The following is a 12,777-nucleotide window of genomic DNA, read 5'->3' as shown; positions in this document are numbered from 1 at the left end:
CGCCCCTTTTTCCCATCTACCTTTTTTCTGATACATGTGCAATGATCTTCTCATATGTTGGTAACAGACAGAGTCTTCCATCCATTTCAGCAATCAACCGATATTGAATGAGATCCTGAACATGATAAGGATTAATCCGTTCCCTTACCTCATCCTGAGTAAGTACGCTCCAACCTGATTCCTGTTTGGAAACAAACCAGTCTTTGCCCCGAAAGCGAACCCAGGTATGACTATAATCGCAGCCAGTCGAGAATAACCGGGATCTTACTACATACTCGTCACCATGCTCCATAGCTAATAGAAAAAGAATGCGATATGCTTCTTGCCAGTTTGTAGCAAGCAAAAGATGCCAGGAACCACTTTCCTGTTGTGTTAAATTTGTGCTTATGTGACCAAAGGCATGCTGTAAGGCATTGCGAGCACTTCCTTCTTCCACAGCAATCTGACCAATCTCTTCGAACTGACCAAGTAAATACGAGGCAAAGGAAGTCCAGTCATGATCTCTATTTATCCGTGCCTCCTGGTGTTGAATTCGAAACGCTTTCGCTAATTCCTTGTATCGACGATATGATCGAAGCATCACCCAATATTTATGTTCTGCCCAGATTTGTTCACACCAAGCTTTGCTAATTGAAGAAAAAGAAAACCTCTTTTCCAAAGAAAAGAGGTCATTTGTACACGTTGTAATCACGCTACGTTTCCCCCTTATCTACCAGAATAAATTTGTATCTGCAGGAATTAGCACCGTGCACATCCCAATTATTACTGGGGATATGTCGGTTGCTGGGTTTCATCGGGCCAGTCCCTCCACCGTCTCTGGATAAGGTATCCATTATGAAATTATTCATTATCGATCATGAACTCATCATTGACAAGTCAAAGTCTTTACCAAGAAATATACACATGCACAAACTTTCTGTCAAATATTTTTTCATCCAAGAAGGGATTGACTCTTTCGGAAAAAAGAATTAAGATTTTCAGCAAGCAACTTAAAGTTTCTGAATTTTACCAAATCCATAATACTCTTATTGTGAGAAGGCGGAGGGACTGGCCCTATGATGCCCGGCAACCCTCGCATCTGCTTATTCGGATGCGAAACGGTGCTAAATCCTGCGTATAGTTATTTTTTGCTATACGAGAAATAAGAGAAGAAGCCTGTATATAAACAGATGCCTCCTTCTCTTGAAGGGGGCTTTTTTTCGTATCAGAATGATTACCCTTCCGAACATTCCATATCGAAATCAACTTAATCATAAATAAAGGAGGCGCCTTATGAGTACGGAACGTATTTTGGTCACCTACTTAACGCAAGCAAAAGATTTACAGAAAAAAGCAGAAGGCATTGCGGTTGGCATGACCGTCGGTTCCTGGACCGACCTACCACTCGCTAAACAGGAGCAGCTACGTAGTTATTTGGGAGAAGTAGCTCATATTGCTCCGCTCGATGTACTCGAAACAGGAGAAACACGCGGATTAATCACGATTAGCTATCCTTCCGCTTGTTTTACTCCCGATATCCCCTCTTTGTTAACCGGAGTTTTTGGCAAGCTTTCCATGGATGGCAAAATCAAGCTTCTTGATATATCATTGCCTCCCGCTTTCTTAGAACGTTTCTCTGGCCCAAAATACGGTATTCATGGTGTTCGTGAACGCCTTGGCGTGTTCGATCGACCGTTGTTTATGAGTATTTTCAAGTCATGTACGGGTCTTTCACTTGAGGAACTGGAAGTGCAATTTCGCGCTCAGGCAGAGGGTGGCGTTGACCTGATTAAAGATGATGAGATCTTCTTTCAAGATGATAAAGCACCATTCCTTACCCGAATCAAGCGGTTTAAGGAAATCGGGGAAGATGTAGCACAAAAAACAGGAAAACCCGTCTTATATGCTGCCAACCTGACCGGACCTAGCACGAAACTGATAGATAAAGCAAAGCAAGCGATCGAAGCAGGTGCCTCCTGCCTGCTTTTCAATGGTCTCGTTTACGGTTTAGACCTGTTACAACAGCTTGCAGAAGATCCAGATATTACTGTGCCCATCATGGCTCACCCAGCTTTAGCTGGTGCTTTTTATCCAAGTGCCGATTATGGCATTGCCGCACCTCTACTGCTAGGCACCTTACAACGATTAGCTGGTGCTGATCTTGTTCTTTTCCCATCACCATATGGAAATGTAGCGATGGCCCAGACCGATGCCAGCCAACTTGTTCAACAATTGATCAGCTCATCCGGTTCCTTGAAACCTTCCTTCCCTGTCCCTTCCGCTGGAATTCACCCGGGAATGGTACCGAAGCTTTATCAGGATTTTGGCTTAGATCAGGTTATTAATGCCGGGGGCGGTGTACATGGTCATCCCAAAGGCGCTGCTGCTGGTGGAACTGCTTTTCTAGCTGCCATCGAAGCCACACTGCAAGGAAAAAAATTATCTGACACAGCAACCGAGCATGAAGCATTGCGACTGGCACTAGATAAATGGGGAGGACATTCATGACGAAGCAACTCGTACTCTTTTGTGATTTTGATGGAACTATTACAGAAAAAGATAATATCGTAGCGATCATGCGTCAGTTTAATCCTCCTGGATGGGAAGAGTTAACGGAACAAATTCTCAGCCAAAAAATCTCCATTCAGGAAGGGGTAGGCAGGTTATTTGCCTCGATACCCTCTTCTCAAAAAGAGGAGGTCACACAATTTGCCCTCTCACAAGCAACGGTTCGTGAAGGCTTCGGTCCCTTCGTTCAATACTGTGAGGAGTACGATATTAAACTGCTCATAACAAGCGGAGGCATTAACTTTTTTGTGCACCCAATCCTTGAACCGTTTAACCTGACAGGACCAGTTTTCTGCAACGGAAGTGATTTTAGCGAGGAACAAATCCGCATTACCTGGCCTCACCCATGCGATGAACATTGCCAGAATAACTGTGGTATGTGTAAAACAACCATTTTGCGAAGCTATGATGCAAGCCTATATACACGTGTTGTGATTGGCGACAGTATTACTGATTTGGCAGCATCCCGACTCGCTGATTATGTCATTGCCCGTTCTTTGCTACTGAAAAAATGTGAAGAAGAGAACTTACCATATCAGCCTTTTACAACGTTTTACGAGGTTATTGACGCTGTAAAAAAAAGTCAAGTGAAATTGGGGGTTTCGTGATATGAGTGTGACATTGGAACAACGTAATAAAGCGTTTAAACAGCTAGATGAGGTAAAATTGGAGTTCGCCCGTCGTGATTGGTTCCCAGGAACAAGCGGTAATCTGTCCATTAAGATTTGTGATATACCCTTACAATTCGCCGTAACAGCGAGCGGCAAGGACAAAACAAAATTGACTCCTGAGGATTACCTGATCGTAGATGGTGATGCTACTCCTGTCGAACCTACCACGTTAAAGCCGTCCGCTGAAACCTTGGTTCATGCGGTGGTTTACCAGAACATCCCTGATGCTGGCGCATGCTTTCACGTCCATACCATCCCTAACAATGTCATCTCAGAAATTTATGCGAGTCAGGGCTTCTTTCACATTCGTGGACAGGAATTAATAAAAGGTCTGGGATTATGGGAAGAGAACATTCTTCTTCAAGTGCCAATTGTAGAAAATTATGCTGACATCCCTAAACTCGCAGCAGCAATCAAAGAGGCAATCCGTCCCGGAATACCAGGTGTCTTGATTCGCAATCATGGCATTTATGCCTGGGGACGCAATGATTTTGAGGCTAAGCGTCATGTAGAGGCTTTTGAATTCCTCTTTGAATATCAGCTCCGTCTCTTGCAAGTATCACAAGCTAACTCCGCGGCTACTAGCATAGCCATCTGATCGTTCAATTCAATCATTATCCGAATAATCAAAATACGAAAAGTGAGGGACGCTCCCATGGCAAAAGTACGTTTTCATGACAACAATGAATATCTGGAAGATCAAACAGCAGTTGAGGATTTTCTTGCTTCACAGGAAGTGATTTATGAGCATTGGGGAGTTAATAGACTTGACGCAGAACTGCGTAGCAATTACTCCCCTAGTGAAGAAGATAAGCAACAAATCCTGGATGCCTTTAAACCTGAGATCACAGCAATCAGCGACCGTCGTGGATACAAAACAGCAGATGTAATTGTTCTAAGCGACTTAACACCACAGTTAGATGAAAAGCTGAAAAACTTCGTCAAAGAACACCATCATACGGATGATGAAGTACGTTTCTGTGTAGATGGTCACGGTATCTTTGCTATTAAAGGAAAAGATGGTCGTTACTTCGATGTTCAGCTCTCAGCTGGTGATTTGATTTCTGTCCCACCCTCCTATCGCCACTACTTTACCTTGATGGATGACCGTAAAATTATCGCCATCAGATTATTCGTAACCCCTGCTGGCTGGGAAGCCATTTATTAAATGAAAAAAGAGTCTTGATCGGTTTGTTGATCAAGACTCTTTTTTATGTTTGCTATAAGCTATGCTTGCAATTAAAGAGCTGGCATAGGTTCAATTTCAGGTTTTACTTCAACTACGATTTTCATTGCTTGACCGATTGCAGGGTTACTCTTTGTTACCACTGGACCATAGAAGCCGTATACTTTTGATCCATTGCGCAGTGCTTCCAAATTTAAAGGAGCGTTGTTTTTTGCATCGATGATTTGAGTATCTTCAGTGATAGTTAGAGCGATCGTATCATAGGATTGATCGTTTAGTTTTTCACCTTTGATTACTAGTCTTTGTGTACCATCAGCTAATTTTTTCAAGTCAAAGTCAACTACTTCACCGAATGTACCTAGAACAACTGGTGCAATTTCTTCGTCCATTACCACGATTTTCTCTGCATTGGTCATTGGAGGAAGGCTCATTGTCATAAAGTTAGATGTTACTGTTTCAATAGATTGACCCAATTTCAGATCTTCTACTTTCAACGCTTCATTTTTTTGATTAACGATTACAGTTTCATCTGTGATGTTCAGACGAATACCGTTACTGTTACCATTCATCAAAATTTCGCCTTGTAGCTTGCCATCTTTATTTTCCAGGTTGATGTTTGTAATGCTACCTTTTTTAGCTACTTGTTGCATTTCATCGTTGATTTGGATTGTTCCATCTTCCCCTACGACTACTTGTTTTTGTAATACTTTTTCAAAGAAATCTAGTGGAACATAAGTAGTACCTGCTTTCATAGCCGGTGCTTTTCCAAGTTTAATGCTCATTTTCGCAAAGTTATAGTTATCTTGACCTACTGTAACAGTCGTCCATTGAGCACCCTTTGTCATTTCAGTGGTTTTTGTTTTTTGATTCCAGGTTACTTCATAACCTAGTTTTTCAGTGATCGTACGAAGCGGTACCATGATTACACCTTTATCTCCAAAAACTTCCCCAGTCACTTTTTCACCATTAATTACTATAGAAAAATCTTTATTTGCTCCTTCTTTAATTGTCACTTGTGCAGAAATTGGTGTAACAGCAGCTGGTGCTGCATAAGCAGTAAGAGAACCGGTAGCAACTACCGCTGTTAGCATTGCTGTGCTTAGGATTTTCATAGATTTATTCATTGTGTTTACCTCCAGTGATTGTTGTTTCTATTGTTTTCTTCGTTGCAGCAATGTTGTTTCTTTGTTGCTGTCTAACTCTTTGACGACACGTACTTTTGAAACGTTTCATAGAAAAAATAACTTTTTTTCGTGGTGTTAATTTCTTTATTTCGTGTGTTCAAACTCATTCTATTAAGCGAGAATTACATTTATATTTGAGAATTACATTTATATTTATTGAAAACGACACCAATGTCGTTTAATATGATAACTATAAAAAGAGTATCGTTTCTATTTTATTCCTATCAAAGGAGATGAAATTTTTTGTCACCAAAAGTAAGTGAAGCCTATAAAAAAGAAAAAAAAATAGACTTATTGCGAGCAGCGAAACGTGTGTTTATTAATAAAGGATATACTCACGCTACTATGCAAGATGTTATGGATGAATCCGGAATGTCCAGAGGTGGGCTTTATTCCTACTTTAATCATATCGATCATCTTTTTATGGAAGTGCTCCAGTTTGAGGATCAGGAAGATATCTTATTTTTCGAACCGTCTGATGAGTATCCTTTATGGACTCAGTTAACCGAGTGGCTTCGTCTACAACAAAAAAATATAGAAGGGATCAATAACTCCCTCGTTCGAGCTAAGGCAGAATTTTTTCTTACATCCAATTATGCTCGTGATAAAGAAAACTACCCTTACATCACAGAGCGTTATGACAATATAAAAAATGCGATCAAAGGATTTATACAGAAAGGAATAAAGCAAGGTGAGTTTCAACCTATTTTGGACCCAGAGCACATTGTCCTTTATTTTATTTCTTTTATAGATGGATTAATGTTAGACACCTTTCAGTTAGGTTCACAAAAAACGGATGTTAAGGTACAGCTAACAGCCTTTCAATTTTCATTGAAAGCGATGCTTTTACCCGTAGGCGAAAAATAATGTAGAAAAAGAGGAGTGTCTATTTATGATCTTTCAGTCACCCAAAATCGTGATGAGAAAAATGACAGCAAACGATGCTGAGCTTTATCATGTCTGGCGAAATGACACGGAAGTTATGCAGTCTACCAGCCCTTTTTTAGATTTGTATCATATGGAAGAAACGAGAGATTTTGTGAACCACGTTATACTTGGTTCACATGCTTCCAAGAGCTACATTATACTGGACAAAAAATCAAATACACCTATCGGCATTACTTCATTAGTAAATATCGACTTTAAAAACCGTAACGCCGAATGCATTATTGATATCGGAGAAAAAAGTCATTGGGGGAAGGGATTTGGAACGGAAGCCATGACGTTACTCCTTGATTATGCTTTTCATGAAATGAACCTGCACCGAGTTGCATTACGAGTCTTTTCCTTTAACAAACAAGCTATTACGTTGTATGAAAAATTGGGGTTCAAACATGAGGGGGCATCCAGACAAAGTATGTTTAGAGGCGGTGTTTGGCATGACATCATTTACATGGGACTATTACAAAATGAATACATAGAGAGGAAACCACACGTGGGAGTTTCATTCAAAACTCAATGAAGTCAGCTTTCCTATTTTGCAAACTGTATGAAAAGCAAACAAGCTGCCGAAGTTATCTTCGACAGCTTGTTGCCCATATTTATAAAGCTAACTCTTACACTACATATCCATCTGCTTCAAGAACTTTGGCAGTAATGGTACGTTTTGCTTGAATGATATTGAATGAATCACGGCGAGTTAGTTTTTTCAGGATGGAGAGGCGCATACGTAGGTCGTCGCCTTCTTCCATTGCAGCTAGTGCTTCCTTCGCTCCTGCTTCAATGCGATCAAATGCTTCCTGAACGTAAACAGCGGTCATTGTCAGCTTATGCTGTTCTTTCTCTTCACCGTTTTTCACGAGCGCTTTTTCTGTACGTTTTACTACGCTGTCCATGGAGTATAGCTCAATCAGCATATCTGCAGCGATGGACAAGAGCTCCTGCTCTTTTTCCAACTCTTTTTGGTATTTCATTAAAGCTGAACCCGCTACCATCAGGATGATTTTACGAGTGACATCAATCAGGTGCTTCTCCACAGCAAGGGGTGCATCTTCAATTTCTTCAGGATAGTAGCTCATTAGCTCATCCTGAAGACCAGCAGCTGCTTGCAAAAGAGGTAGTTCACCTTTCATTGCTTTTTTCACCAGCGTACCTGGAATGAGTAGGCGATTAATTTCATTCGTACCCTCGAAAATTCGGTTGATGCGCGAGTCACGGTACATATTTTCAATTTCATATTCAGACATGAAGCCGTACCCACCATGGATTTGCAAGCCTTCATCCACGCAGAAATCAAGAACCTCAGAGCCAAACACCTTATTAATGGAACATTCAATAGCGTATTCAGCGATTGCTTTTGCTACCTCACGACCATCATTTGCTTTTTCACCCAGGCTGGAGAGAGAAATGTCAAACAGACCAACCGTACGGTACACAGAGCTTTCAGCTGCGTATACTTTCGCTGCCATGCTAGCCAGCTTATTTTGGATCAATGGGAAGTTAGCAATCGGTGTCTTAAACTGCTTGCGCTCCTTCGCATATTGAGCTGCGATGTCTACAGCACGCTTGGCTGAGCCTACTGTTCCTACCGCCAGCTTATAGCGTCCCACATTCAGGATATTGAAGGCAATTACGTGCCCTTTCCCAATCTCACCAAGCAGATTTGTTACGGGAACCTGCGCATTATCAAAAATGACTGTACGAGTAGATGAACCCTTGATACCCATTTTTTTCTCTTCTGGACCAAAGGAAACTCCTGGGAAGTCACGTTCCACAATAAATGCTGTGAATTGTTCGCCATCAATCTTTGCATAAACGACAAACACATCAGCAAAACCTGCATTGGTAATCCATTGTTTTTCACCATTCAAAATATAGTGTGTGCCATCCTCTGATAAACGAGCAGTAGTTTTAGCCCCGAGTGCATCAGAACCAGAACCAGGCTCAGTTAAGCAGTATGCTGTCAGGCGATTACCTGTTGCAAGATCTGGCAGATAGCGAGTTTTTTGATCTTCATTTCCAAAATATACAATTGGTAAAGATCCGATTCCTACATGAGCACCGTGACTAAGTCCGAAGCTTCTGGCACGAGCAATTTTTTCCGTAATTAATGCAGAGCTGACTTTGTCCAGGCCGATTCCGCCGTATTCCTCTGGAACATCAGCTCCGAGAAGTCCCAATTCACCAGCTTCCTTTAATAAGCGAACCGTATGTTCAAACTTGTGCTGCTCGATCTCTTCCAGATGAGGTAGAACCTCATTTACTACGAATTCTTCCGTTGTTTTGGCGATCATTATTTGTTCTTCCGTATAATCCTCTGGTGTATATACATCATCCAGCGAGCCTTTTTCTATAAGAAAGCTACCACCGCGCACGATTTCTTTTACATCAGACATGTTCATCTCTCCCTTGCAAATTATTATCGATTCGATATGATTTACACCATTTCAAAAACGCCTGCTGCACCCATACCTCCGCCGATACACATGGTAACGACGCCGTATTTTGATTGACGCCGTTTCATCTCATTCAAGAGAGAAACCGTAATTTTAGCACCTGAGCACCCAAGTGGATGTCCGAGAGCGATTGCTCCACCGTTTACGTTAACCTTCTCCTGATCTAGTCCCAATTCACGAATAACCGCGAGAGACTGGGAAGCGAATGCTTCATTCAGCTCGAACAAGTCCACATCATCTACAGTTAGACCAGCTTGCTTCAAGGCTTTTGGAATCGCTACGACAGGACCAATCCCCATTACATCAGGATCGACGCCACCTACCGTAAAGGAAAGGAGTTTAGCAATTGGCTTGATTCCTAGCTCCTCAGCTTTTTCTCTAGCCATCAGGATAACTGCGGCTGCACCATCGCTGGTTTGCGAAGAATTGCCTGCTGTAACAGAACCCTTCACATGGAAAGCTGGACGTAATTTTCCTAATGTTGCAACATTACTGTCAGCACGAACGCCTTCATCAGTATCGAAGACAAATTCCTTTTCATGACGCTTTCCTTCATCATCTACGTGCACCTGTTTCACTGTAACGGGCACAATTTCATCTTTAAACTTACCTTCTGCTATGGCTGCAGCTGCACGCTGATGGCTTTGTACAGCAAACGCGTCCTGATCCTCACGACTGATATTGTAACGCTCGGCCACACGCTCCGCTGTGTGTCCCATGCTCATATATGCTTCTGGCATAGTCTCCACCAGCGTTTTATTAAGAGCAACCTTATTTCCTACCATTGGTACTAGACTCATGCTCTCCACACCGCCAGCAATAATCACATCGGCTCCTCCACACATGATTTGCTGAGCGCCATAAGCAATGGTTTGCAGACCGGACGAACAGAAGCGATTGATGGTAAGGCCTGAAACATTGGTTGGTAATCCTGCTCGCAGTGCAATCAATCTTGCCATATTCGTCCCTTGCTCTGCTTCTGGTACAGCGTTACCGATAATTACATCTTCTATTAAAGACGGGTCCAATTGCGGAACACGTCGTAATAAATCTTGTATGACATATGCACCCATATCTACGGGATTCACATCTTTTAACGAGCCGCGTTTTGACTTACCGACAGCAGTCCTTGAACCGGCTACGATAACTACTTCTCTCATGCTTTCTCCTCCTTCTGGGTACCGTTATTAATTGCGCAACGGTTTGTTTTTTGTAATCATATGCTGCATACGTTGTTGGGTTTTTTGTGTTTTCACCAAATCAAGAAAGCCTTTTCGCTCCAGTTCCAAAATGTACGTTTCGTTCACAATCGTACCTGCTGGCACGTCTCCACCTGACATGATGTAGGCGATCTTGCTGGCAATTAGCTCATCGTGCTCACTGATCATGCCACTTTGACGTAAGCCGTAAATGTTCTGACGCAATGTTGCGTACCCACTTTCACCAATCACTGGAATCTTGCGTTCTACAGGCGGAGAATAGCCTTGTCTATCCAGCTCGAGAACTGCTTGTTTTGCATCATACAGGAGATGATCCTGATTGATGGAGACACGGTCACTCGATCTCATATATCCTAATTTGATAGCTTCCTTACCACTGGTTGATACCTTCGCCATAGCGATTGTTTCAAATGCACGAGCTACAAAGGGTAACAAATCTACAGGCATTGTTGTGTTGGCTGGAATATTCTCCATGGAACGGAATAACATCTCCTTCGTTCCTGCCGCTCCCGGTAATACGCCTACTCCAACCTCTACAAATCCCAGATACGTTTCTGCAGCCAGTTGCACTTGGTCTGCAAGATAACAAACCTCCACTCCGCCACCCAATGTCATGCCGAATGGTGCTGCTACAACGGGACGTGGCATGGTGCGTACTCGTTTAATCGTTTGGTAGAATTTCTTTTGCAACATTTCTAGCTCGAACCAGTTCTCATCCTGTGCTTCCATGAGAGCCATGCCCAGATTTAGACCAACGGAGAAATTCTTACCTTGATTACCAATCACCATTCCTGTAAAGTTCTTCTCTACTTCATCTGCCGCTTTATTAAACATGTGCAGAATATCTACCCACAAGGTGTTATTCAGGCTGGTAAATTCGAAACAAGCTACTCCATCACCAATATCAATCAGAGAGGCACCTGCATTTTTCACGACAACCTTGCCCTGTTCTTTCAGTGCAGCCAGATTTATGATTTCCTTATTTTCTTCCATTCCTTTATAAGTGCCGCCAATATGGAAAGCTGCTACTATCCCTGCTTCCTTTTGATAAAAGGAAGTCTTACCGCTTGTGAGTAGCTCTTCTACGAGAGCTGGAATTTGCTCTCCTTCTTCTCTCATGCGAGCAACTGATTTTTCAACGCCAATGGCATCCCATGTTTCAAAAGGACCCATTGTCCATCCGAAGCCCCATTTCACTGCTTTGTCGATAGCAACGATGTCATCAGCGATTTCCGGAACTTTGGAAGCTGCATATAGCAATGTCTTCTTCAATACATTCCACACGAATTCGCTGCCTTTATCCTTGCCATACACAAGGGCTTTGTGTTTTTCTGCCAGTGTTTTTCCCTGTTTGGCAGCTTCAAGTGAAGGAAATTTAGATTTTATGCGTGGTCGATACTCTAACGTTTCCTGATCGAGCACCATGATTTCTTTACCTTGTTCTGTTTTTACCTGTTTAAAAAATCCTTGTCCGCTCTTCTGACCGAACCAGCGATTTTCAACCATCTTCGCTAACAGTTCAGGAATCTCAAATACTGCTTGTTCCTCTGGATCGTCAGAGTTATCACGAACGTTTTTAGCAACATGCACATACGTATCAAGTCCAACTACATCTAATGTACGGAACGTTGCACTTTTTGGACGTCCGATAACAGGTCCTGTCAAAGCATCTACTTCATCAGCACCAAGCCCTAAACGAAGCATCTCTTGAATGGAAACCTGCAATCCGTACGTTCCTATGCGGTTAGCGATAAAGTTAGGGGTGTCTTTGCACAGGACTGTTCCTTTTCCTAGTACAAATTCACCGAAGTGCATCATATAATCAACCAAAACGGGATCAGTCTGATCTCCCGGAATGATTTCTAATAACTTCAAATATCGAGGTGGATTGAAGAAATGCGTTCCTAGGAAATTATTTTTGAACTCTTCTGAACAATCCGCTGACATCTCATTGATCGAAACACCTGATGTATTGGAGGAGACGATTGTACCTGGCTTGCGATGCGCTTCAATCTTGGCGAAAACCTGTTTCTTAACAGCCAAATTCTCAACGACAACTTCGATAATCCAGTCTACCTCTGCCAGTTTTTCCAGATCATCTTCCAAGTTACCTACCGTAATGAGTCCGATGGAATCCTTGTCATACAGGGGAGCCGGCTTTTCTTTTAACAAACGGTCTTTCCCTGTCTGAGCAATTCGGTTACGTACCGCTGGATGCTCCAGAGTCAGACCTTTCTTTTGCTCTTCTTCTGTCAACTCACGAGGTACAATATCGAGTAAATATGTAGGGATGCCTACGTTGGCTAGATGAGCAGCGATTCCAGCTCCCATTACCCCTGAGCCCAATACAGCAGCTCTCTGAATTTTGCGTTCCATGAAGTCTCCTCCTTTGTTTCTCATTGGTATAACTGGGGTGAACAGCAATGAATGGTTCATTTTATAAGGAAATCATCAAGTTTATGACACTTGAATGAATACTCATTCATTATCTGTTTACAAAAAAATTCCACTTGTTATTCGCCTTATTTTCGACGCTTGTGGAATGGATGAACACGACAACTGAATGATCGTTCA

General features: G+C 42.3%; 11 protein-coding genes and 2 riboswitches. Of the genes, 6 read left to right on the top strand and 5 right to left on the bottom strand.

Features of this window, described 5'->3' with window-relative positions; genetic code table 11:
• Nucleotides 1-16: 16 nt before the first annotated feature.
• Entirely contained in the window at nucleotides 17-691 is a 675-nt protein-coding gene (locus tag LM917_RS06770; RefSeq protein ID WP_232696727.1) for a DUF1722 domain-containing protein, read from the bottom strand.
• An 11-nt stretch (nucleotides 692-702) separates the two neighbouring features.
• Nucleotides 703-827, bottom strand: a riboswitch (SAM riboswitch).
• Nucleotides 828-1,022: 195 nt separating this feature from the next.
• Nucleotides 1,023-1,148: riboswitch (SAM riboswitch) on the top strand.
• A gap of 124 nt (nucleotides 1,149-1,272) precedes the next feature.
• On the opposite strand from LM917_RS06770, the gene LM917_RS06765 reads away from it, so the two are divergent.
• From LM917_RS06765 to mtnD, 4 genes are read left to right on the top strand one after another with little or no spacing between them, the layout of a single operon-like run.
• Nucleotides 1,273-2,487, top strand: coding sequence for a 2,3-diketo-5-methylthiopentyl-1-phosphate enolase (locus LM917_RS06765; protein WP_232696726.1), 1,215 nt, complete (start codon nucleotides 1,273-1,275; stop codon nucleotides 2,485-2,487).
• Nucleotides 2,484-3,155: a 2-hydroxy-3-keto-5-methylthiopentenyl-1-phosphate phosphatase gene (locus tag LM917_RS06760; protein WP_232696725.1), complete on the top strand. Its 672-nt coding sequence runs from the start codon at nucleotides 2,484-2,486 to the stop codon at nucleotides 3,153-3,155. The genes LM917_RS06765 and LM917_RS06760 overlap by 4 nt, the downstream gene beginning before the upstream one ends.
• 1 nt (nucleotide 3,156) lies before the next feature.
• Nucleotides 3,157-3,816 (top strand): methylthioribulose 1-phosphate dehydratase, encoded by a 660-nt coding sequence (locus tag LM917_RS06755; protein ID WP_232696724.1) that lies wholly within the window; start codon nucleotides 3,157-3,159, stop codon nucleotides 3,814-3,816.
• Between the two features lie 57 nt (nucleotides 3,817-3,873).
• Nucleotides 3,874-4,386, top strand: a complete 513-nt coding sequence (gene mtnD, locus LM917_RS06750; protein ID WP_232696723.1) for an acireductone dioxygenase — start codon at nucleotides 3,874-3,876, stop codon at nucleotides 4,384-4,386.
• 71 nt (nucleotides 4,387-4,457) lie between these two features.
• Here mtnD and LM917_RS06745 read toward each other — a convergent pair whose 3' ends face one another.
• Nucleotides 4,458-5,528, bottom strand: coding sequence for a stalk domain-containing protein (locus LM917_RS06745; protein ID WP_232696722.1), 1,071 nt, complete (start codon nucleotides 5,526-5,528; stop codon nucleotides 4,458-4,460).
• 303 nt (nucleotides 5,529-5,831) lie between these two features.
• Between LM917_RS06745 and LM917_RS06740 the strand changes: the two genes are divergently transcribed.
• Together LM917_RS06740 and LM917_RS06735 are read left to right on the top strand one after the other, a co-directional pair.
• Nucleotides 5,832-6,455: a TetR/AcrR family transcriptional regulator gene (locus LM917_RS06740; RefSeq protein WP_232696721.1), complete on the top strand. Its 624-nt coding sequence runs from the start codon at nucleotides 5,832-5,834 to the stop codon at nucleotides 6,453-6,455.
• A 25-nt stretch (nucleotides 6,456-6,480) separates the two neighbouring features.
• A complete protein-coding gene (locus LM917_RS06735; protein ID WP_232696720.1) occupies nucleotides 6,481-7,050 on the top strand; it encodes a GNAT family N-acetyltransferase in 570 nt (189 codons plus the stop codon).
• 94 nt (nucleotides 7,051-7,144) lie between these two features.
• Here LM917_RS06735 and LM917_RS06730 read toward each other — a convergent pair whose 3' ends face one another.
• The 3 genes from LM917_RS06730 to LM917_RS06720 are packed head-to-tail and all read right to left on the bottom strand — an operon-like array spanning nucleotide 7,145 to nucleotide 12,579.
• Nucleotides 7,145-8,923, bottom strand: coding sequence for an acyl-CoA dehydrogenase FadE (locus LM917_RS06730; protein WP_232696719.1), 1,779 nt, complete (start codon nucleotides 8,921-8,923; stop codon nucleotides 7,145-7,147).
• Nucleotides 8,924-8,964: 41 nt separating this feature from the next.
• Entirely contained in the window at nucleotides 8,965-10,143 is a 1,179-nt protein-coding gene (locus LM917_RS06725; protein WP_232696718.1) for an acetyl-CoA C-acetyltransferase, read from the bottom strand.
• Nucleotides 10,144-10,170: 27 nt separating this feature from the next.
• Entirely contained in the window at nucleotides 10,171-12,579 is a 2,409-nt protein-coding gene (locus LM917_RS06720; RefSeq protein ID WP_232696717.1) for a 3-hydroxyacyl-CoA dehydrogenase/enoyl-CoA hydratase family protein, read from the bottom strand.
• Nucleotides 12,580-12,777 lie beyond the last annotated feature (198 nt).

It is taken from the genome of Brevibacillus daliensis (assembly GCF_021245735.1).
GTDB lineage: Bacteria > Bacillota > Bacilli > Brevibacillales > Brevibacillaceae > Brevibacillus_B > Brevibacillus_B daliensis.
This window is presented reverse-complemented; position numbering and strand designations above follow the sequence as displayed.